At 33.5% G+C, this 21,805-nt stretch carries 23 protein-coding genes; 1 reads left to right on the top strand and 22 read right to left on the bottom strand.

Translation table 11 applies throughout. From position 1 onward, the window contains the following. On the bottom strand, positions 1-1,740 hold the full coding sequence (locus KDK92_RS16025; RefSeq protein ID WP_250860351.1) for a DUF4091 domain-containing protein: 1,740 nt from the start codon (positions 1,738-1,740) through the stop codon (positions 1-3). Positions 1,741-2,145: 405 nt separating this feature from the next. On the opposite strand from KDK92_RS16025, the gene KDK92_RS16020 reads away from it, so the two are divergent. Further along, positions 2,146-4,146, top strand: a complete 2,001-nt coding sequence (locus tag KDK92_RS16020; protein WP_250860350.1) for a methyl-accepting chemotaxis protein — start codon at positions 2,146-2,148, stop codon at positions 4,144-4,146. A 109-nt stretch (positions 4,147-4,255) separates the two neighbouring features. Here the strand turns inward: KDK92_RS16020 and KDK92_RS16015 are convergent, their stop codons facing one another. From KDK92_RS16015 to KDK92_RS15915, 21 genes are all read right to left on the bottom strand, one after another. Continuing rightward, positions 4,256-4,759 carry a rhodanese-like domain-containing protein gene (locus KDK92_RS16015; protein WP_250860349.1) on the bottom strand — a complete coding sequence of 168 codons (504 nt, stop codon included), beginning with the start codon at positions 4,757-4,759 and terminating at the stop codon, positions 4,256-4,258. Between the two features lie 153 nt (positions 4,760-4,912). Beyond that, entirely contained in the window at positions 4,913-5,380 is a 468-nt protein-coding gene (locus tag KDK92_RS16010) for a cupin domain-containing protein (RefSeq protein WP_250860348.1), read from the bottom strand. Between the two features lie 24 nt (positions 5,381-5,404). Further along, positions 5,405-6,514, bottom strand: coding sequence for an ethanolamine utilization protein EutH (eutH, locus tag KDK92_RS16005; RefSeq protein ID WP_250860347.1), 1,110 nt, complete (start codon positions 6,512-6,514; stop codon positions 5,405-5,407). 58 nt (positions 6,515-6,572) lie between these two features. Further along, positions 6,573-6,851 carry a EutN/CcmL family microcompartment protein gene (locus tag KDK92_RS16000; RefSeq protein ID WP_250860346.1) on the bottom strand — a complete coding sequence of 93 codons (279 nt, stop codon included), beginning with the start codon at positions 6,849-6,851 and terminating at the stop codon, positions 6,573-6,575. A gap of 21 nt (positions 6,852-6,872) precedes the next feature. Continuing rightward, positions 6,873-7,592 (bottom strand): hypothetical protein, encoded by a 720-nt coding sequence (locus tag KDK92_RS15995; protein WP_250860345.1) that lies wholly within the window; start codon positions 7,590-7,592, stop codon positions 6,873-6,875. Next, positions 7,570-8,433, bottom strand: a complete 864-nt coding sequence (gene eutJ / locus KDK92_RS15990; protein ID WP_250860344.1) for an ethanolamine utilization protein EutJ — start codon at positions 8,431-8,433, stop codon at positions 7,570-7,572. Before eutJ ends, KDK92_RS15995 begins: the two co-directional genes overlap by 23 nt. Then, complete coding sequence (gene pduL / locus KDK92_RS15985; protein ID WP_250860343.1) at positions 8,430-9,080, bottom strand: phosphate propanoyltransferase; 651 nt, start codon at positions 9,078-9,080, stop codon at positions 8,430-8,432. The genes eutJ and pduL overlap by 4 nt, the downstream gene beginning before the upstream one ends. 17 nt (positions 9,081-9,097) lie before the next feature. Continuing rightward, complete coding sequence (locus KDK92_RS15980; RefSeq protein ID WP_250860342.1) at positions 9,098-9,856, bottom strand: cobalamin adenosyltransferase; 759 nt, start codon at positions 9,854-9,856, stop codon at positions 9,098-9,100. 59 nt (positions 9,857-9,915) lie between these two features. Beyond that, positions 9,916-10,200: a BMC domain-containing protein gene (locus tag KDK92_RS15975; protein WP_250860341.1), complete on the bottom strand. Its 285-nt coding sequence runs from the start codon at positions 10,198-10,200 to the stop codon at positions 9,916-9,918. Positions 10,201-10,215: 15 nt separating this feature from the next. Next, positions 10,216-11,670, bottom strand: coding sequence for an acetaldehyde dehydrogenase (acetylating) (locus KDK92_RS15970; RefSeq protein WP_250860340.1), 1,455 nt, complete (start codon positions 11,668-11,670; stop codon positions 10,216-10,218). Further along, the gene (locus tag KDK92_RS15965; RefSeq protein WP_250860339.1) at positions 11,670-12,266 is read right to left on the bottom strand and encodes a BMC domain-containing protein; all 597 of its coding nucleotides are present in this window, start codon (positions 12,264-12,266) and stop codon (positions 11,670-11,672) included. The genes KDK92_RS15970 and KDK92_RS15965 overlap by 1 nt, the downstream gene beginning before the upstream one ends. Positions 12,267-12,280: 14 nt before the next feature. Next, positions 12,281-12,937, bottom strand: coding sequence for an ethanolamine utilization microcompartment protein EutL (gene eutL, locus KDK92_RS15960; RefSeq protein WP_250860338.1), 657 nt, complete (start codon positions 12,935-12,937; stop codon positions 12,281-12,283). Between the two features lie 17 nt (positions 12,938-12,954). Beyond that, complete coding sequence (gene eutC / locus KDK92_RS15955) at positions 12,955-13,833, bottom strand: ethanolamine ammonia-lyase subunit EutC (protein WP_250860337.1); 879 nt, start codon at positions 13,831-13,833, stop codon at positions 12,955-12,957. A 14-nt stretch (positions 13,834-13,847) separates the two neighbouring features. Further along, on the bottom strand, positions 13,848-15,215 hold the full coding sequence (locus tag KDK92_RS15950) for an ethanolamine ammonia-lyase subunit EutB (protein ID WP_250860336.1): 1,368 nt from the start codon (positions 15,213-15,215) through the stop codon (positions 13,848-13,850). Between the two features lie 27 nt (positions 15,216-15,242). Next, positions 15,243-16,676 carry an ethanolamine ammonia-lyase reactivating factor EutA gene (gene eutA, locus KDK92_RS15945; RefSeq protein ID WP_250860335.1) on the bottom strand — a complete coding sequence of 478 codons (1,434 nt, stop codon included), beginning with the start codon at positions 16,674-16,676 and terminating at the stop codon, positions 15,243-15,245. Positions 16,677-16,793: 117 nt separating this feature from the next. Continuing rightward, positions 16,794-18,200 carry a histidine kinase N-terminal domain-containing protein gene (locus tag KDK92_RS15940; RefSeq protein WP_250860334.1) on the bottom strand — a complete coding sequence of 469 codons (1,407 nt, stop codon included), beginning with the start codon at positions 18,198-18,200 and terminating at the stop codon, positions 16,794-16,796. Between the two features lie 11 nt (positions 18,201-18,211). After that, a complete protein-coding gene (locus KDK92_RS15935) occupies positions 18,212-18,796 on the bottom strand; it encodes an ANTAR domain-containing response regulator (protein WP_250860333.1) in 585 nt (194 codons plus the stop codon). Between the two features lie 75 nt (positions 18,797-18,871). Beyond that, entirely contained in the window at positions 18,872-19,300 is a 429-nt protein-coding gene (locus KDK92_RS15930) for a EutP/PduV family microcompartment system protein (RefSeq protein ID WP_250860332.1), read from the bottom strand. A 12-nt stretch (positions 19,301-19,312) separates the two neighbouring features. Then, positions 19,313-19,666, bottom strand: a complete 354-nt coding sequence (gene eutS / locus KDK92_RS15925; protein ID WP_250860331.1) for an ethanolamine utilization microcompartment protein EutS — start codon at positions 19,664-19,666, stop codon at positions 19,313-19,315. 230 nt (positions 19,667-19,896) lie between these two features. Further along, positions 19,897-20,442: a BMC domain-containing protein gene (locus KDK92_RS15920; protein ID WP_250860330.1), complete on the bottom strand. Its 546-nt coding sequence runs from the start codon at positions 20,440-20,442 to the stop codon at positions 19,897-19,899. Further along, a complete protein-coding gene (locus KDK92_RS15915; RefSeq protein WP_250860329.1) occupies positions 20,439-21,782 on the bottom strand; it encodes a 4Fe-4S dicluster domain-containing protein in 1,344 nt (447 codons plus the stop codon). The genes KDK92_RS15920 and KDK92_RS15915 overlap by 4 nt, the downstream gene beginning before the upstream one ends. Positions 21,783-21,805: the final 23 nt, after the last annotated feature.

The raw sequence follows: 21,805 nt of genomic DNA, 5'->3' as shown, positions 1-21,805 counted from the left end.
TTATACTCTCCATTCCTTTAACATTTGTTGTCTAGTTTTCAAATAATCATTTCCATCAGTTGAATAATTCATTTGAACTTGTCTATCACCAATATATTTCATATTTTCCTTTACGTCAAATAATGATTCAATTTTCTCTATAATACTTTGTCTTTCTAAACCTAGTTCATTTAATTGTTTAAATAGATTATAATCCTGTATGCCAAACCTTAAATTTTCCCATCGTATACTTCTAACTGGTTTCATATCTTTTCCAGGATATATAAAAAACATATCTCCTGCTGTCCACCACGGATGTTTGTAACTTATTTGCTCATATGGTTTTTCTGGCCATATTGCATATGCCCATCTTAAAAAACCATGAAATCCTACATAATATGTAAACCAAGGTATTAATCTGCTTTCAATTAAAGGTGACTTTATAAAAGTATTTAATTTTTGGGGAAAACAGCAATTATACCACGTAACTGTACCTCCCCTCTTTGAAATCTTGTGAGCTATGTTCTCTATTTCATCAATGTTTTTTATCAATTCACAAGTATTAAGGGAAATATCCTCAATGTTTGAACTAAAACTCTCATAGAATTCTTGGTGATGAATTGCGCTTTTAAATTTAACTTTTTCTCCATCAGCACATGAACATATAAAATCAAAGCATTCTTTAAAAAGCTTAATGTTATTTGGTTCATCACTCATTATTCTTACTTTGTCCCACCATCCCATATCTTTGAAATGCTTGAAAACCAGGCTTAGATATTCACTTAATTCAGCTTTTGAATCAAAATAAGAGTAATTTTGTTCTTTTTCATTAAAATAACATATTCTAATAGGATCTTTATAATCCTTAATGGGATTTCCAAATACTTTACAATCCCAATTCCCTACAATACCAAAAATGTCTATTTCCATATCTATTCCAAGGTCAAAACACATTTTTATATACTTATCTACATTTGTAAAGTCACACTTTATTTTATCATTTTCATCCTTAATAACATTAATTATATTCATTTCAAAAAGGTTTGAAGGATTTTCAAATTCTTTATAACATCCCTGACCAGCCCATGAATAATCTGAAGCAACAACAGTAATAACTCTTTGCCCCATAGAAGCTAATTCTTTCATATAGTTACGAATAATTATCCAATGTTCCTCTGAAAAATATTCTACATTATAAGCTCTTGCCCAATTACTTAAATGCTGCCAAAGGTCCAAGTAAAGCTCACCTTCACTTGGATTTAATAATACAAAATCCTTAACTTTAATATTCACATTAATTGTAGAGTTTTTTTCTTCTTTATTGTATCCTTTACTATAATATACATGAATTTTAATTTGTAATTCTTCATCACAAAAGTTTTTGGGAATCTGTCCTTCAACCCAGATCGCTTGATACTCTTCCTTGTTAACAATCTTTGTTTTTTCTCTTAATATTGGGTCACTTATAATATTCTCCTCATCATCTTTTACATACCCTAAAAAACTCAATTGGATATCATTATCCAACTTCTGTTCTGTATCAACACTTAGTCTAATACTATTAATTAATCCCTTCCAGCTTATATCATTACATTTTCCTATTCTACATGTGAATTCTTCTGATGATTTTATCATGAGCTGAAATGCAAATCTTTCACCCTTTACTAAAGATAGGCTTAGTTCAGAATTCATTTCTAAGTTATTTTCTTCTCCTTTATAGTGCTTAAAATATGATTGAAATAATCCGTAGTTAAAATTCATGCCCCTACCACCTTGCTTATTTATTTAAATACTTAAATTTATTTTTACCTATACTTATTTCTTGTAGAATTTTCCTAATTAACAAATAAAAAAGAGATAGAAAAGAAAATTATTCTTTACTACCCCCATTAAATATTCCAACTGTTTTGTTTACCATTTCAATTAATTATAAAGTATTATGAAATGTTTTTGAAATAGAAAAAAACTATAGATACTTTGTTATATATAGTTTTTCCCTATATTAAACTATACTTCTTAATAAGTATATTAAAAACATAAGTAGAACAAATGTAAAGAAACTGTAATATTTTAGTTTTCTTTTAGAAAAGTATCGAAAAATGTAGTATAATGGATGATTGTAAGCTTTTATTTATTTTATACTTATGATGATACGGAGGAGACTTTATGTTAAAATTAAAAGATTTAAAAATAGGTAAAAAAATACTTTCAGGTTTTTTTATTGTTATTGTTTTTATTGGTATATTGGGAGGGCTATTATTTAATACATTAAAGGATGTTGTTGATAAAAAAATCCCTTTAGTTGTTAGCAACGAAAGAATACTTACATATATGCAGGAAATGAGAAAAAATGAGAAAGATTTTCTTTTAATAGAACCTAATAACACTGAATTTTTTGAAACTGGTGAAAGCGATTACATAAAAAAGTTCGAAGATAATTATAACTATGTATTAAGCGAAATTAAATATATAAAAGACGATAAGGTAATAAGAAATCAAAAAGAAGCTGTAAAAAATTTGAACACGATGAATGATTTAATTAAAGATTATCATGATATTTTCTTACAGGTTGTATACGCAACTAGAGAAAAAGGATATGAAGAATATGGAATTTCAGGTGAATTAAGAGATGCTGTGCATAAAATCGAAAATACTTTAAACAATCTAGAAAATAGTGATAACTTACAACTATCCATGCATCAGCTAAGAAGAAATGAAAAAGATTATTTTATTAGGAAAGAATTAAAATACGTTAATCAATTATCTAATGAAGTTCTAAATTTCAAGAATATTTTAGTTGATTTAGCGTGTGATGATATTACTAAAGATAACCTAAATAAATTAGTAGATGAATATAAAACCAAATTTGATAATCATGTTTCAATTGATGAGAAAATTGGTCTTAAAAATACAGATGGCCTTATTGGTGAATACAGAAGCGTAATACACCAACTTGAACCGCTATATGCAGATATATCTGTGATTATTAAAGATACTATTTATAATGAATTAGATAAAATTTCAAGTGAAACATTAATATTAATTATTGCTATCGTTTTCATATCAATAATATTATCTGTAGTGATATCAAAACTAATAACTAAACCAATAAAAAAAATGGTGAAAATAGCTCAAAGAATTGCTTTAGGAGATTTAACCGAAGAAATTAATATTCGTTCTAAGGATGAAACTGGAGAATTAACTTCAGCAATAAAAGATATGCAAGAACACTTAAGACATTTAATTGGAGATGTTAAATCTACAGTGGATGATGTTTCAACTGCTAGTAATAATCTATCAATTTCTTCAGAGGAAAATGCTAAAATTTCAGAGGAATTATCAGTAATAGTTGAAAGTGTAGCAGAGGGAGCAGAACAACAAAATATCCATATACATAATACAAACAATTCTATATCATTACTAATGAGTGTAGTTGAGGATGTGAAAAGTGGTTCTGAAAAAATGACACATTTATCAAATGATATTTCTCAAAAAGCTACTATCGGAAAAAGTGCTCTTTATAAAGCTGTAAATCAAATGGATGTAATAACTACTACGACTAGTGATACTAATAAAGTAATCATTGAACTTAATGAGATGTCACAAAAAATTGGAGAGATACTAGAAGTCATATCAGGTATTTCAAAACAAACTAATTTACTAGCTTTAAATGCAGCCATTGAAGCCGCAAGCGCTGGTGAAAAAGGAAAAGGTTTTACTGTTGTTGCTGAGGAAGTAAGAAAGTTAGCAGAACATTCACAAGTTGCCACAAAAGAAATTAGTTTATTAATAAACACTATGCAGAATAAAACTAAATTAGTTGTAGATTCAATGGAACATACAAACGAAGAGGTAATTTCAGGACAATCAATTGTTATAGAAACAGGAGATATCTTCAACAAAATATTAAAATCCATAAAAGATACAATTAATCAAATTGATGTAGTTTCTTCTGGGATGAAAGAAATTGAGAAAAAAGGTGATGAGGCCAACAGTTCAATTAAGTATGTAGCAGAAAAGATTGAAAACTTTACAAGCAATGCAGTTGAAATGAATGCATCTGCTGAAGAACAAACTGCTACCTCAGAAGAGAATTCTGCAACTGCAGAAGAATTAGGCCAAATGGCAGAAAGCTTAAGAGAACTAGTACAAGCATTCAAAATTTAATATTAATATTATAAAATAAGAATTAGTTCTATTAATAAGAAGAGCTATCAAAGTGATTTATAACCGTCACTTTGATAGCTTTTTGTTTAACCTTTTTCAGTAATATTCATTACTTCTCTACTTCATATGTCCATTGAGAAATTCCTTCATGCATATGATACACTATGTTGAAATTATTTTTCTTTAAGATATCTAGTACAATTCCACTTCTTCTACCAGTTCGACAGTATATTAGAATAGGTATATTCTTATACTGTTCAATTTCAGATAGTCTTTTTTCAACTAATTCATGGGATATATTTATTGCATTTTTTAAATGACCTTCATTATATTCTTCTTCTGTTCTAACATCTAAGATAACTAAATCCTCAGTGTTTTGTATCAACTCCTTCGCTTCAACTGTTGAAACATCTTTATAAATAGCGATTGTTTCTTTAGATTCTTGTTCCATTTCTGAATCTTCTTTTAACTGATTATTTATATTTTCATTACTTTTCTTGTTATTTTCTGTTGAAGCATTGCTACTATTATTAAGTGCTTTTTTCTGAGAATTGCATCCTACTACCATAGTCAAAAAAATCACTAGAATTGCTAAAACTACTATCCTCTTCATCTATAGTACCCCCCACTAATTTTTTTCTTATAATGTTAGTATATCACAATAATAAGGGTAACTACTTAATAAATATCTAATATAAAAACCCTATAACACTTCAGTATTATAGAGTTTTTTGATTTTACTGTTCCAATTTTATATTCATTTATTTTAAACTTGATCTGCCCAATCGGCTGGATATGTCACATACATAAACTTAGCACTCTTAGGAACTGAGAATTGTATAGAAGAATTTTTAGGAATAAAAATTATGTCTCCCTTGTTTCCAACTACTTTTCTTCCATCAATTAAAATTTCTAAAGTTCCTTCTATAACGTAATCAATTTCATCATACTTTAATGTCCATTCAAAAGCAGTCTCTTCCATTTCCATAATTCCACATCCAAGTCTTGGACTTTCTGCAATAGAAACTACATCTTTTAGATAAACCTTATCTCCTTCTACACCTGTATCAAATTTTTCGGGTATAACAGTACTAGTTTTTATAGATAATATTCCACTAGAATCTATATGCTTTTCAAATTTAGGTGCGTTTTCCTTAATACTATTCTCCGCAAACTTTTCAGATATAACCTTTCTAATCATATCTTCTAGTAATTTTGTATCAATCTCTTTCATAGTCTAAACACCTCTTGATTTTTCTTATGCTTCAACTTTTTTACCACTTTTTTTCGAAACTGAAGCTTTTGGAGCAATTAAACACGCTACTGCAACTGCAGTGATACCAGCTATAAGCTTTCCAGCAATCATTGCACTAATCATTTCTTTATCAACTCCAGCTGTAAAACCTAAGTGATCTCCAAAAACAAACGCTGCACTTACTGCAAATGCTACATTTAAAATTTTCCCTCTATCATCCATATCCTTCATCATACCAAACATTGGGATATTATTAGCTAATGTTGCTATCATACCAGCTGCTGCAACTTCACCCATTCCTAATAATCCACCGACCTTCATTAAAGGTTTTTTAAATACTTTAGTTATAACGAAAACTAATGGATAAGCACCAGCAAGAACTATAGCTATCGATCCAACTATTTGTATACCATCTGATATAGGTGCCATACCTGGAATTACAACAAATCCAGTTAAAGTTTCAATAATTATCGCTGCCAATCCAATTGCAATTACTGCTGTAACCCCTTTTCCAAAGATAGTAAAACCTTTAATCATCTTTCCAGGTATTTTCCATAATCCTAATGCAATAAGTGCTGCAAATATAATTATAGGAACAAGATTACTAAGAATCATTGATACTGAAAATCCTGCTACTAATCCACCAATAAAACATCCAATAGGAATAGTAATCATACCTGCAAGAATTCCTTTTGCTAAAAATTGATGATCTTCTTTTTTGATGATTCCAAGAGCAACTGGAATTGTAAATACTATTGTAGGTCCCATCATAGACCCCAATATTAATCCTGCGAATTTTCCTGCTTCTGGAGTTTGAGCCATTTCCATTGCCAGAGGATACCCTCCCATATCATTTGCTAATAAAGTTGTTGCAAACATTGAAGGGTCTGCACCTAAGGCTGTGTATAAAGGAACAATAACAGGTTTTAAAATATTAGCTAGTACTGGAGCTAATGATACAACCCCAACCATTGCAATTGCAAGAGCTCCCATTGCCATGATTCCTTCTTCGAATTGCTCTCCTAAACCAAATTTGTTTCCAATAATCTTGTCTATTGCGCCAAGTGCCATAAAAATAACCATTATATAAATAATAATTTCATTAATACCCATAATTCTCTCCCTTCTTGAAAATTTATTTAAACTCTTCAATCAATTATTCAGTCAACTCTTATATTACACTTTCATCAATATCAACTGTATCAATTATTCCTACTATTGTAGCATCAACCGGCATAGCTTCATCTGAAAGAGTCACTCTTGCTGAACTTCCTTTAACTACAAGAACTGTTTCTCCAATGCCTGCACCAACACTGTCCACAGCTACAAATACAGGCGCTTCTTTATTGCCATTATAATTTAAAGGCTTCACAACAAGGAACTTTAATCCATTTAATTTTTCATCCTTCCTTGTAGCCCATACATTCCCTATAACGTTACCTATAATCATAGCCTCATCCTTTCTAAATGGTTATTCTATTCTACTAACATTCATGTGATTTGTTCTAATAAAATCTTTAGCAAGTGGTGTCACTACTGTTCTTTTCCGTATTTTGATTGATTCAATTCCACTTTTAAACATTTTCTTTAAGTCAGCTTCCGAAACTAGTTTTTTATCAGTAAAGTCAAATATACTAGTTCCTTCTTCTAAATCCTTTAATTCATTCTGTAATTCCAGTACACAACCACATTGCAACGCAGAACAATCATTTTTATTATTTAAAACTTTTAAAATATTTTCTTTTTTTACTAAAGTTATGCCATAACTAATAAGCTTTCTTTCATATTCCATATACATTGAAAAGAATACTTTATTTGCTGTATTTTGATATTGTCTATACTCAATTCCTTCTTCTATTAAAAAAATTCTCTTTCCCTTTAAAATTCCCTTAATAGCTATATGCTCCTTTTGACCACATTCTACTCCTAATGCAAGATTAGCTAGTTCTCTATTGTCTAATCCACATAAAATAATATCTTCATAGCAATCCAAATCTTGATTCAAATTCTCTAAAGAATCTATTTCCCTTGGAAATGTATCTAATTTATTTAAAATTGATTTATACATTTCACTTTCATTAGAAGCTGCCACTAAGATTCTCTGTAAATCTATATTTACCTGATTTGGAAGTTCTTTAACTCTTATCATTACTTCTTCAGTAATGTCATTAACTAACTTCTCCATATCCATTCAACTTCACCTCCTCGCCCATAGAGCAATTCATTGCAATTCCCAAGGGAGTCACCAAAAACGGATTTGATGGTTTAACAGTTTCAATTCCTGTTTCCTTTTTAATAACCTTTTCTATGCCTGCTAAACAACATGTACCTCCAACAAGATATATTTTGTTTATGTTAAAATCCTTTATATGCTTTTTAATAATAGCAGCTATCTTTTGGATTACAGGTGTTACCATAGTAAAGATTTCCTTCTGATTTTCTTTTTGCTTTTTTCTTCTCTCAGCTTCTTCAAAACTTATTCTGCAACCTCCAGCAATTACAAGTGAAAGCTGTGTTCCTCCTGTAGGTTCATCAGCAGAGTAAATAACTTTTCCATTCTCAAATATAGAAAGCCCAGTTGTTCCACCACCTACATCTACTATTACTCCATTTTTCACTTTTAAAACTGCATTAGCAGCAGTCGGTTCATCTAACACCTCTGTAACCTCCATACCCGCTCCCTCAACTACATATATATGAGTTTGAGTATCTCTCTCTCCGGTTCCTGGAGGTACAGCTATCGCTGCTTTAGTCAGTTCAATCCCTAATTTCCCTTCAATTTTTTGTTTTAGTCTTTTAACAATGTTTAAAGCGCCCATGTAATCAACAACTAACCCATCTCTTATTACTTGTGCAAATTCCATTTCACAGGCTATTGGATTTTTATCCTTATCAAGTACAACAATTACAGTATATGCAGTACCCAAATCAACTCCTACAAGAAACTCAGCACTATTACTAACTGTTACTGGTTCTTTAATAGTCCTTTCAACTGCTTTGATTAAGCTATCTGCTCTATCTAAGTTACTCATAACTTGTTCCCTTCATACTTTATAATTTTTGCTACGGTTCCTTTCTCGTATGAGCAGGCATTCCCCTCATCATAATCCATGTGAATTCTTGTCTTGTAGTTCTCATTTACCCTGACAACCACGTTCTTTAAGATCATTGACCTGTCACTTATTATCTCAACCCCGATGAGTTCCTTATCTTTAACCTGGAATCTCTTTGCATCCTCAGGTGTAATATGGAGATGTCTCTTTGCAACAATGACTCCTTCTTGAATCATCAATACTCCTTTCTCACCTGAAATTACTATTGATGCACTTTCCTTAATATCCCCTGATTCTCTAACTGGAGCTTTTACCCCTAATAAGCGAGAATCAGTTTTTGATATTTCAACCTGTGTTCTTGACCTTGTAGGTCCAAGTACAGCTACATTATGAAATGACCCATTTGGTCCTATTAGCGTCACCTTCTCATGGCAGAGATATTGTCCAGGTTGAGATAGTTCCCTTTTAGAAGTCAATTCATATCCTTCACCAAAGAGGATATCCACACTCTCTTTTGAAAGATGTACATGCCTTCCTGATATTTCAACAGGGATTGTCATATTCTTAGTGATCCTTTTTATAACCTCATCCACTATATAATCAACTTTTGAATTTATATTATCCATCACATATCACCTCGACCTTAGTACTGTCCAGCATTAAACTTGAGCATCATAACGTAGAAGCAGCTACTCAACCTGTTCAGATACCTCATGATATCTTTTCTCTTTACCTCTCCGTCTCTATCCTTAAAGGCTTTAAGTGCATATATCTCAACCTCTCTTATTCCGGTTCTTAAACTGTTCAACGCCAACACAATCTCACCCATTTCGTAGTTTGGGAACATATGCCCCTTGTTAAAATATTTTTCGGGATGGTGTGACATCTCTCTTATTTCATCTTCCTTCATTTTGAGTAGGGTGAATTCTTTTAATTCTTCACCAATCACCTCGGATTTTAATATCCCTCTCACCAAGGCAAGCACTCCTTCAAGATCCTCAACTAAAGAAGTTTTTTTATTCTTATGAGCTAAAATCTGAGCCTCCAATATTTTAGCTTGGAAGCTATCTAGTTTTCCCCTCAAAACTATGGTTGGATGATCCTTATAAACTAGTTTGTTTCCATAGAGCTGTGTCATGAATTCAGGCTTATTTTGAAAAAATCCTCCTTCAACCAACTCATATTTAGGGATTATTCCCTTATCTACGTTATTGATTTTTGTGGTGTTTTTGGGTTCATTTCCTTCTTGGATTTCTTCATCCACTATGATTAACCTTATATTCTTCTCACTTAGATATGCCTTTGCAGATGGGGTAACTATATCGCTCTTATTTATCTTAAACTCCTTGATATCTTTCTTTTTCAGTTCCATTCTAAGTTTAGATTCTGTTAATACACTCATGTCTTCACACCCTTTATTGAATGTATATGTCCCGGACATCATGCAGTCCGGGTACTATATTAACCTTCTAACTTTGGAAGGATGAATTCAACTTCGCTATGTGGTCTTGGGATTACATGAACTGAAAGCAACTCCCCAACTCTCTCAGCCGCTGCAGCACCAGCATCTGTAGCAGCTTTAACTGCTCCAACATCTCCTCTTACCATTACTGTTACTAATCCACCACCAACTTGAACCTTTCCTATCAATGTTACATTCGCAGCCTTAACCATAGCATCTGCCGCCTCTACAGCACCAACTAAACCTTTTGTTTCGATCATTCCTAAAGCATTTGTATTTGACATTATATATTCCTCCTATTATTTTAATTTTTCTATCACTCTCTTTATAACCAACTCCATGAGCTCCTCTGGAATATCCAGCTTCTTTTGATTTGAATCATCATTCTTCAGATCTTCAATCTCCCTAGTACCATAAGCCATCCTTCTTATATTTATAAGATTCATAGGACCTACATTATCTGAAGTTGCACTTCCTCCAACCGCCCCACAACCAAGTGTTAGTGATGGAACCAAATTTGTTGATGCGCCAATTCCTCCTAAAGCGCCTGGTGTGTTAACCAAAATTCTTGATACTGGTTTCTTTAAAGCAAATTCTTTTATTATATCCTCATTTTGAGAATGAATTATTAATGTATGGCCTATCCCTTCATTTTTGAGTAGTTCGATACATCTTTCACACCCTTTCTTCCAGTCATCTTCACAATAAAATGCTAAAATTGGTGCTAATTTTTCTCTTGAATATGGGTTATCTTTACAAACAGTACATTGTTCAGATATTAAAACTCTAGTACCCTTAGGAATATCAAGTTTTGCCATCTCTGCAATCTTATTCACACTCTTTCCAACAATCATAGGATTCATTGTCCCATTTGCTCTTAAGATGAACTTTGATAGCCTATCTGATTCCTCTTTACTTAAGAAATATGCTCCTTGCTTCTTAAGTTCCTCAATTACCTGTTCTCTAATACTTGCCTCAACAACTATAGACTGTTCGGATGCACATATTACCCCATTATCGAATGTCTTACTATCTAAAATCCTCTTTACTGCAAGTGGGATATCTGCACTCTTCTCAATAAAAGCAGGTCCATTTCCTGGTCCAACTCCGATTGCTGGTGTTCCTGAGCTATAAGCAGCCTTCACCATCGCCTCCCCACCAGTTGCTAATATCAATGATACATCCTCATGACACATGAGCTCCTTTGTTCCTTCAAGGGTAGGTGTTGTTGAATACCCTATTAATCCCTCTGGTGCTCCTGCTATTGATGCTGCATGTATAAGTACCTTTGCAGTCTCAATGATGCATTTTTTTGCATTAGGATGAGGTGAGAACACAACAGCATTCCCTGCTTTTATTGAAACTAAAGCTTTGAAAATCGTAGTTGATGTGGGATTGGTTGAAGGTATAAGTGCTGCTATGACTCCTACCGGGGTAGCCACATCAATAATTCTATTTTTCTTATCCTCATTAATTATTCCAACAGTCTTCATATCTTTTATATGTTCATACACATTTTTACTGGCGAACATATTCTTTAAAATCTTATCCTGCCATAACCCAAAGCCAGTCTCTTCCCATGCTAATTTTGCTAATCTCTCCCCATGTTGTGCCGAAGCCTCAGCCATAGCTTTCACTATCTTATCTATCTCTTCCTGACTCATCTCTTTCAATTTTTTCTGAGCTTCTTTAGCCTTAAGTATGAGACATCTTATTTCCTGTATGGATTGTAGATCCCTATCAAATATCTCCATTATTCGTCCCCCCCTTCTTTATGATTGAGGATTGCCTTCATAAGCTCTTCCTTCTTACCAAATTTAATCTCTTTCTTTGTCATTGATTTTACTCCAAGTTTTCTTGCAAGAGTCCTAATATCAGTTACCTTCATCTTAAGGAGTTCCTCCCTAGTTATTTCAATTTTCTCTGTCTTAACTAATGTTTCTTCGTCTTGAACTTTATCAACTTCCACCTTATTTCCATACTCTTCTTTTAAAAGTTCTTTTTCTTCATTATAAACTTTTATTTGATTTCCAAGGATTTCATTACTACTATAATGATCTAGTTCCTCAATCTTAAAATCATTTTGAACCATCTCAAAAACCTCATCTGAAACCCTTGGGATAACATGTGTCGTAATAAGATTCCCTATATTTTCAGCAGCTATTGATGCAGCCTCAACAGAGGCCTTAACAGCAGCTACGTCCCCAGTGATTTTTATAGTGACTATTCCACCCTTAACATATTCACATCCTAATAGCTTCACATTCGCAGACTTAAGTGCCACATCCAATGCTTCCACAGCACCGACGTATCCGTAAGTTTCAACTAACCCCATTGCTGATCTAATCATGGGTACTACCTTTTCTAATAATCTGAAGGATTATCTGCTACAGATTTAACTGCTAATGCAAATGCATCGCAAGCTGCTTTACACGCTGATTGACTTCCTGTTAATAATCCCCCTGCGAAGTTTGTTTCAGAAGGAGGTCCGAAGAATGCTTTCATCTCAACAGCGGCTGCTTTCATAGCTGCATCTAGAGCATATAACGCTTCGATTGGAGGTGCAATAAGATAAGCTAATGCCTCTCCCTCTTTTACTCCTGCTGTTTCAGATAGATATGAACCAGTTCTAGATATACACTGAGCATAGTAAGGGATACTATCATCATCATTCGCGCTAAAGAAAGTTGCAGCACCACTTTCAATATAATCAACTACTGCATTAAGTCCACTTCTAACTTCTGCTGGTGTTGGCCCTGCTAAGATTCCTATGAACTCACCAGCTAATTTTGTGCTGGCATTATCTGCTCCTGCATACATAGATTTTGCGTAAACAACCTTAATATCAGCCTTTTTTGTAGCCTCATCTATTGCTGTATACCCAACATCATCACAATCTGTTGTCACCATACCTATGCTTCTATGCTCTGGATCAAGATTAAGCTCTTTTGCCATATCAGGATTTACATTTGGTATGATCTTTACACTTAATATGGTTGTTTTTAAAGCATCATTTTTCATGAATTCTGCCTCCTAAATTATAATTTTAAATCTGTTCCACTAGCTTTCTTCTCTAGCATAAGTTTTATAATATCTGCAATATGTGCTCCTGCCTCTACTGGAGGGGTTCCACCCTTATGAATATTAGACACAACTGTTCTTCTTGCTTCAACCATACCTACTGTTCCTCTGTAAGTGATATAAGCACTCATGCTCTCAGCTGTTACAAGGCCAGGTCTCTCCCCGATGAGCACGCAGGTTACCTCTGCCTCAAGCTCCTCCGAAATAACATCCATGGCTCCAACCCTTCCATATTTAACAAAGAAAGGTGTCCCCACCGTTATCCCGTAGCCCTCAAGTCCTTGAATGATGGAAGGAAGTACATCTTTAACATTTGCCTCTATGGCAGTTGAGCTTAATCCATCTGAGAAATAGATCTGAACTTGTGGTCTATTCAAACACTTTTCTTTAAATATTTGAATCTGATCCTCCTCAAACTGTTTTCCAAGATCAGGTCTTGTTAAGTATTCATCTTTATCTATACACTTGGTTTTAACAGTAAAAACCTTAGTCTCATCAATGAATTCCTTCGATACATCATTGAATACAGCATCCTGTGCTGCCGCATGATCTGCTCTAAATCGTAACATTGTCTCTGTTTTATATCTTGGACCACATCTTCCGATACCTACTCTTGCTGGTGTACGTTGCTTCATCTTTAGATATCCCTGTTTATCTTTAGGATTATTTACAAGAAGCTGCTTTTTAATATCTATATCAAGAAGATCAGGTAAAATTTCATCGCTGATTTCACAGCATTCTGTCTCTTTAATTTTTTCAGTTTCTATAGTCTCTTTAGAGGTCATCTCTATTAAAACTTGTTCAACTAATTTCTTTAAATCATTCTCTGAAAACATCTCTTTCCCCCCTCTTATTTATTAAGAAATATAGAAGCATCCCCAGCTTTAGAAGTTAATTTTCCATTACAGGTTATGCCCATCTTCTCCATCCACATGTCAAACTCTTTAATAGGTTTTAACCCAAGAAGTTCTCTTAACGCAGGAGTCTCATGATATCCAGTACATTGATAATTAAGCATTACATCATCCCCATGAGGAACTCCCATTACATAGTTACAACCTGCTGCTACAAGTAACACTGCAAGGTTTTCAATATCATTCTGGTCTGCTTTCATATGGTTCGTATAACAAGCATCGCATCCCATTGATATTCCAGTTAATTTTCCCATGAAGTGATCCTCAAGACCTGCCCTAATAACTTGTTTGCTATCATATAAGTATTCAGGTCCAATAAACCCAACTACTGTGTTAACTATGAATGGTTGGAATCTCTTAGCAAATCCATAACATCTTGCTTCCATTGTTACCTGGTCTGCATCATGGTGAGCTTCAGATGATAACTCAGAACCTTGACCGGTTTCAAAATACATTACATTCGGTCCAACAGAGGTTCCTTGTTTTAATACTAATTGTCTTGCTTCCTCAAGCATATCAGCAGTAACACCAAAAGCTTCATTTCCCTTTTGTGAACCTGCTATACTCTGGAATATAAGATCTGTTGGTGCACCTTGTCTTACTGCTTCCATCTGTGTTGTAACGTGTGCTAGAACACATTGTTGAGTTGGAATATCAAATTTTCTTTTTATCTCATGGAATTTCTTCAATATCTTAACTACACTTCCAACTGAATCATCAACTGGGTTTAGCCCTATTACCGCATCCCCAACACCGTAAGATAACCCTTCAAACAATGAAGCTAGAATACCATCAACATCATCTGTTGGATGATTAGGTTGTAGACGTGCTGAGAAAGTTCCCTCAAGGCCTATTGTTGTATTGCAGTGAGCTGTAACTCTAATCTTCTTTGCCCCATAAATAAGATCAAGATTAGACATAAGTTTTGTAACTGCCGCTACCATCTCACTAGTGAGTCCTCTACTGATTCTCTTTATGTCTGCGCCGGTTGTATTCTCATCAAGAATCCACTCTCTTAACTCAGACACGGACCAATTCTTAATTTCTTCATAGATTGATTCATTAACATCGTCCTGAATTATTCTTGTTACCTCATCCATTTCATAAGGTACAACAGGATTATTTCTTAAATCACCTAATAGCATGTTTCCCAATACAGCCTTAGCTGCTATTCTTTCTTCAGCAGTTCTTGCAGCTACACCAGCTAACTGATCACCTGATTTTATTTCATTTGCTCTAGCCAACACTTCTTTCACAGAACTAAACTGATAAGCTTTACCAAAAAGCTTTGTTTTTAAAATCACGTTCATTCCCCCTTCTAAGACTCTAATTTATGAATTAAAAACCAATGTCTTTATTACTACAGGCACCACCCTTCCATTTACTAATGGTTTCCCAATATCCATGTAGTCACCATTTTCAACCTTTATACTATCTATACAAATAACCTTTCTATTAAAATTAAGCTGTTTATATATTGTCTGTCCTAGCACCTTCGCAATATCATTCTCTATGATTAATATTACAGGATAGGCCTTTTTAAGCTGTTCATCTATCCCTTTGATAATAGATTGCGATAATTTCTGTATCTCAGTGAATCTAGGATTTTTAGGTCCTTTTAGTGCTATTCCAACCTGTTGACTTTCATTGTCAAGTTCAAACCACCTTAGCTTTTCTCTTATTGCATTTTCTAAGACAGTTAGTCCATTCTCTTCATCTGCTTTTGATAGCTTCAATATTGGCAAGTTCATAATTGGAAATATCTCCTCAGTGTATGTTATTGTACTACCACTAATATCAGTTGTATGGGAACCAGCTCCCACCACTGTTGCTCGAATTGTTTCAATAGATTTTCTCATCTTAAGTCTGCTTCCTATACTTGAGTCCCTTATACATCGTCCTAACATTACCCCAATATCCCCGAATTTAATAGGATCTTGTCCTTCTTCATCCTTGATATAATCAGCTACTCCACCAGAGAATGTTATATAATCAATTGAGTAATCAATGCTTAACCCTTTATTTGTTATTATCCTGTTATACATCTCGGTTCTAACTCGAAGATTAAGGGATTCTTCCAGTAATCTCACCATACCCTGAGTAATTTTCTTCAAATTTTCAGTTTTAACAATTTGTCCTTCATCTATATCAATTCCTTCTGTTCTAGCTAATTCTTTGATTTTAGAAGCTACATAAGTTATTCTATTAGTTGTTTTATCAATTTTTATGAGTCTTCCACCAATATCCAGACATCCGGTATCGATTACCTCACCATCTTTAAAAACCGATAAATTTGTTGTCCCTCCACCAATATCAAGATTCACAACTATACACTCTTCTTTCTTTGATATTAGGTCAGCACCTGCACCTTTTCCTGCTATTATCGCTTCAAGGTCAGGGCCAGCTGTTGCTACAACAAAATCTCCTGCAAGGCCACTTAAAGTCTGGATAACCTCGCTGGCATTTTCCTTCCTCGCGGTCTCCCCTGTTATAATCACCGCACCTGTTTTCACATCTGAGGGTTTAACCCCTGCTAAGACATATTCTTTTTCTATTAATTCTCTTATTTTTTTCCCATTAATTGTTCTATGTGATATTAGTGGCGTGAAATAAATATTGCTTCTGTAGACAACCTCTTTATCCACTATCTTTATCCTTGGGATTGAGAAGCTAGAGGCCGTATTTTCTATGGATATTTTGCTAAAAACAAGTTGTGTTGTTGATGTTCCAATATCTATACCGACACTTAGTAGTTCCTCTTTCACTCAATCACTCCCTTTCACAAATATAAGGTAGAAATAATCAAAAAACCCAGAGCTATACTATTTGCTCTGGGCTTCATCGCCTTCTTAAATAAACACCTCTTTGTGCTTATTAAAATATTAATTTTTGAAATCAAACAATATCTTAGTCCCATTACAGTTAGAAACTATGTTAAAGTTTCCATGTAACTTATCCTTGACTAGACTTTTCACTATGTTAAGTCCAAGGCTCTTATTACTTATCAAATCAGTATCAAATCCCATACCGTCATCAACCACAGATATGCTTGAGTATACTTTACCTCTTTGAATCTTAATGTTAATATCTCCATAAGCTCTTCCCTCAAATGCATATTGAAGAGAATTTTGCAAAAGTTCATTTACAATAAGAGCTATTGATGTTGATTTATCTGAATCTATCTTAAATCCATCCCCTTCAACGGTAATGTTGATTTTATCACTACTTATGTTGAAGCATCTGCTTATGCTTAGCTTTATCTGCTGAATAACCTCTTTTATATCTACCTCATCGATACCTTCCTGTGCTAGTATCTCGTGAGTGGCTGCTATGCTCAATATTCTATTCATGCTCTCATCTAGAGCACTTTTTATTTCCATATTATCTATACGTCTTGATTGAAGTCTCAATAAACTTGCTATGGTTTGAAGGTTATTCTTCACCCTATGATGTATCTCTTTTATTGCAACAGACTTCAATATAAGCTCTTTTTCCTTCTGTTTCATATCAGTGATATCTTTTATTAGCATCACTAGGTTTAAAACTTTACTACTCTGATATATATATTTAACCTGTAAGGTTAGATTTCCAATATTGACTTCCGATGTATCGAATTCACTATTACAACTTATCTCATGTAATAACTTATTATCTAATGAAATATTCTCAAAGTCCATTCCGATGAGTTTATCTCTATATCCTAATTTCTGATAAAGTTTCTCAGCAACAGGATTTACAAACCTTACAACCCCATTTTCATCAAAAATTATAATGGCATCATCGATATGATAGGTTATGTTACCCTCATTATTGCTATTACTATGTATCTTGTTTCCTATAAGCTTGCTTGTTTCAGCGAATAATTCTATATTTTTATTATCACCATTATTTTCTGTTAGATCCTTCTCAATTATTAAAACCCCAATTGTTCTGTCTTTGTCATTCTTTATTGGTTCCACGGTCTGTCTTACATTCATACACTCCTGTGTTAGGGCTTTTAGGTCCCTAGTTGGCATGCCTATCTCAAGAGTTCTTAGTGCCGCTGGTTCATTTTCTCTTAATGCTAGCTCTCCTACTACAGAATTCTTATACATTGAATAATGGTTTGAAGGTTTTGCTTCAGCAATCACAATTGCCTCGTTAGGATCAATTGTGGGACAATCAATGAAAACATCAGCCTCCACTAAGTTTGATATAAAAGGTAAAACCTCAGCTATATGCTCAAGCTTTGTTATATCATCGTCACTTAGATTGGTATACATATAACATAATTCACGTATACTTTGCATACAAATATCCCCTATCTATTATTTATACTGTTGCTCATAATAAGTATATCGGCAATCTCTTTCATCGAAACCCTTTTGTTCATGCTTAATGCTCGTATTTTATTATAGGCCTCATCTTCATTCATGCCATTCTTTCTCATCAATATTCCTTTGGCCTTTTCTATTTTCTTTCTTGCCTCTAACTTTTCGTTGGCCTTTTTAATATCTCTCTTCATCTTCTTTATCTCTTTCCCTTTAGACAGGGCAATCTCCACAGCAGGAAGTAAAGATTTATCATCAATAGGCTTGACCAAATATCCCATAACCCCTGCCACTTTAGCTTTCTCAATAAATTCTTTCCCACTATATGCTGTAAGTAGTATTACAGAATTGGCTAATTCTTCTTCCATTATAATATTTGCAGCATTTATCCCATCAAGTAATGGCATCTTAATATCCATAAGAACTAGGTCTGGTAAATGTTTTTTGCAGAGTTCAACTGCATCAAATCCATCGGTAGCTTCTCCTACTACATCGTAGTTAGCTTCTTCTAAAATTTCTCTTAAATCAATCCGTGTAATAGGCTCATCGTCGGCTATTACTATTTTCTTTTTCACATTTTCCACCTCTTTTAAAAGAATATTATGAAAATCTAAAAGGTCTCTCTTTTACTAATTTTACCATCAAACTAGTTAATTTAGAACCTTTTTGATCTCGCTAATTCCATTTTTGTTAAGAGAGCTTGTTTTAAATATTTTGCCTACACCAGCTATTTTTAGGAAGTTAGTAGCCTTTTCATAGTTTTTCTGATCATCACAAAGATCGGTTTTTGTAATTATTCCTATTACTGGTTTAGCGAATATAGAAGCAAAATTTGGCGGAAAGATGCTTTCCTCTTGAGAACAATCTTGAATTAAAGCGATTATATCACAATCTGCAGATGATACTATAAGAGCTCTATATAATGCCCTATTTTCAATATATTCACCTGGTGTATCTATTATATTTTTAGTATATTCTATTGCCTGTGTCTTTTTATAGTCAATGTTTTCATCGTGAAGCACCTGGGTCAATGTTGTTTTACCACACCCTGATTTTCCAATTAAGATAAGTCTCTTCAACTTTTTTCCTCCCTATGACTTCGTGACCTTTGAAGCTGAGAATGATAGGACATTACTAAGCATATTTATTACTTCCGTAACAGCAGCTTCAACACTAGCAACATCACCAACTATCACAAGAGAACCACTGAATCTATCTATGAAACCAATCTCCACCCCTGCAGCCTTTGTGGATACATCAGCAGCTATTATTGCTGCCTCGCTTGGTGTGATGGTCATGATTCCTATTGCTTCACTATATTCATCAGAAAGTCCTAGTTTTTTATATACATTCTTATTCGGATGTGCAATTATATGTGCAAGGGTTACCTGTTTCCCAGGAACATATTCTTGAATTATTCTTTGTTTTTCTTCCAAAATTGTCACCCCGTTTTACTATTACTATTCAAATAAAATAAAGAGCATCATAAAAAACACCGTAATGTTTTATGAAGCTCCATTGCTTTTCTAAGTTACTACACCCCATTGTGCAATATATTATAACCTTTTCAATTATACCTATATTATATCATATGAGAAATGGATGTCAATATAACTATTATAATATTCTAAATTTTCTGTTAATTAGATGATTATTATGAATTAATCGTCTTAATCTAGATTAATTTATAGAAAACTTCCTTTGTTGGTGATGGAATTACAACCTTGTTTACTAACATACCATTTTCTCTTCCGATCCTTGCGCCTACTTCTACAGCCTCATTTACAGCACTTACATCTCCACTAAGAGTTACAAATGCTTTTCCACCAATTCCAATTCCCAATCTTACTTCTATTAATTGAATCCTAGCAGCTTTTGCTGCTGCATCTGCTCCCACTATAGCTGTTGCAATACTATAATACTCGATTACTCCTACAGCATTTACCCCTCCTATATCAGTTGATTGATTTATTGCGTTAAAGAGTTGCGGATGAACTCTAGGTAGTAATAACTTATCTACAATATATTGCCTACCATTCTCTATTCCAGCTTCTACTGATGAATTTACTGCTCCCACATCTCCTGCTATTAAAATTAAGTACTTACCAGGACATATGGGTTTTGAAATTATTAAATCTACTTCAGCAGCTTTTACCATAATATCTGCTGTTTCAATACCTTTTGCAATACTGTTAATTTCAATCATACCTATTGTATTCATACTTCCACCTCCATATTTTCACTTTGAATAACTACGCATTCTGATACTTCGACAACTTTTCCATTAATACTAGCATGAACATTTGCTCCTAATTCACCTTTCTCAACACTTCCAATTAATTGCCCTTTTTCAACTATATCACCAACATTAACTAGCGAAGTCGCGCTTTTACCAATATGTTGTCTTAATGGTATTTTTACCGTTGAAACAAATATTTCTTTAAGTTCTTCAAGCTTTTGCCCGGAATACTTTGTAACATCTACTCTCGCCATAAGACGCTTAGTTGGTATTTTTCTATTTTCTCTTACTTCTCTAACATAAAACTCATTTCCAGTATTTTTATATCTGTAACCTTTTTCTCTTAATTCATTCTTAATGTAAATATTTACTTGCCTTGGTGATAAGCCCATTGGACATGCGTATAGTTCGCAGACACCACATTCACAACATAATTGAGCTGCTTTTATACTATCGTCATATTCAGAAAGTGCTATGGCTCTCATTATTTTATGAGGCTGCAAAGGATGTCCTATTAAATACCTTGGACAAAATTCTGTACAATATGAACATTGTATACAAGCAGATTTTGCCCTATTAATTATGTGTTCTATAGAAATTTTATCCCTATTCACTAAATAATGATTATCTGGTACAATAATAATTGCTCCATTAGTTTTTGTTATTACGCTATGTTCTAATTCTGATTTATTAAGTATTTTCCCCATCATTGGACCACCCAAAATTATGCTGTAATCATTCAGTGTTGCACCTCCTGCTTTTTCAATACAATTAAGTATAGGCGTACCTATAGGAACTTTTAGTATCCTTGGGTTACTAACCTCACCCAAAACTGATACATAACTAGAGATAACTGGATTACCATATAAAGCTTCATGAATATTTACAACAGTTCCAACATTAGATACAACTGCACCAACATGTAATGGAATACCTGCAGGCGGAATAGTCTTTCCTGTTATTTCATAAACCAAAATTTGCTCATCTCCTGCTGGATAGAAATTATCTAAACAATGTAATTCAATTTTTGATTTAAGTTCTTTAATAGCTGATTTAAGGCAATCTATTTCAGTTGTATATTTCTGTTTTAATCCAATTACTATTTTTTTAGCTTCAATCATTCCAGCTATTCTTTCCAAGGTTTCAATTATCTCTGCTGCCTTAGTTCTCATTAGATATTTATCTGTAGCAATCAGTGGCTCACATTCTGATCCGTTCAAAATTAAATATTCTACTTTGCAATTTAATTTTACATGGGTTGGAAAACCAGCTCCCCCTGCACCAACAACACCAGCATTATATATTTGATCTAATAAATCCATAAATATACACCTCAACTCGTTAT

Origin of the sequence: Oceanirhabdus seepicola (assembly GCF_023684385.1) — a bacterium.
Taxonomy (GTDB): domain Bacteria; phylum Bacillota; class Clostridia; order Clostridiales; family Clostridiaceae; genus Oceanirhabdus; species Oceanirhabdus seepicola.
Note: the sequence above shows the minus strand (reverse complement) of the source record. Positions and strands in the feature narration are given on the sequence as shown.

Bases quoted from the DNA above. Each gene is read 5' to 3' on its own strand.
- KDK92_RS16025 (WP_250860351.1), bottom strand. From the start codon at position 1,740: ATGAATTTTAACTACGGATTATTTCAATCATATTTTAAGCACTATAAA.
- KDK92_RS16020 (WP_250860350.1), top strand. From the start codon at position 2,146: ATGTTAAAATTAAAAGATTTAAAAATAGGTAAAAAAATACTTTCAGGT.
- KDK92_RS16015 (WP_250860349.1), bottom strand. From the start codon at position 4,759: ATGAAGAGGATAGTAGTTTTAGCAATTCTAGTGATTTTTTTGACTATG.
- KDK92_RS16010 (WP_250860348.1), bottom strand. From the start codon at position 5,380: ATGAAAGAGATTGATACAAAATTACTAGAAGATATGATTAGAAAGGTT.
- eutH (WP_250860347.1), bottom strand. From the start codon at position 6,514: ATGGGTATTAATGAAATTATTATTTATATAATGGTTATTTTTATGGCA.
- KDK92_RS16000 (WP_250860346.1), bottom strand. From the start codon at position 6,851: ATGATTATAGGTAACGTTATAGGGAATGTATGGGCTACAAGGAAGGAT.
- KDK92_RS15995 (WP_250860345.1), bottom strand. From the start codon at position 7,592: ATGGATATGGAGAAGTTAGTTAATGACATTACTGAAGAAGTAATGATA.
- eutJ (WP_250860344.1), bottom strand. From the start codon at position 8,433: ATGAGTAACTTAGATAGAGCAGATAGCTTAATCAAAGCAGTTGAAAGG.
- pduL (WP_250860343.1), bottom strand. From the start codon at position 9,080: ATGGATAATATAAATTCAAAAGTTGATTATATAGTGGATGAGGTTATA.
- KDK92_RS15980 (WP_250860342.1), bottom strand. From the start codon at position 9,856: ATGAGTGTATTAACAGAATCTAAACTTAGAATGGAACTGAAAAAGAAA.
- KDK92_RS15975 (WP_250860341.1), bottom strand. From the start codon at position 10,200: ATGTCAAATACAAATGCTTTAGGAATGATCGAAACAAAAGGTTTAGTT.
- KDK92_RS15970 (WP_250860340.1), bottom strand. From the start codon at position 11,670: ATGGAGATATTTGATAGGGATCTACAATCCATACAGGAAATAAGATGT.
- KDK92_RS15965 (WP_250860339.1), bottom strand. From the start codon at position 12,266: ATGATTAGATCAGCAATGGGGTTAGTTGAAACTTACGGATACGTCGGT.
- eutL (WP_250860338.1), bottom strand. From the start codon at position 12,937: ATGAAAAATGATGCTTTAAAAACAACCATATTAAGTGTAAAGATCATA.
- eutC (WP_250860337.1), bottom strand. From the start codon at position 13,833: ATGTTTTCAGAGAATGATTTAAAGAAATTAGTTGAACAAGTTTTAATA.
- KDK92_RS15940 (WP_250860334.1), bottom strand. From the start codon at position 18,200: ATGCAAAGTATACGTGAATTATGTTATATGTATACCAATCTAAGTGAC.
- KDK92_RS15920 (WP_250860330.1), bottom strand. From the start codon at position 20,442: ATGAATACAATAGGTATGATTGAAATTAACAGTATTGCAAAAGGTATT.
- KDK92_RS15915 (WP_250860329.1), bottom strand. From the start codon at position 21,782: ATGGATTTATTAGATCAAATATATAATGCTGGTGTTGTTGGTGCAGGG.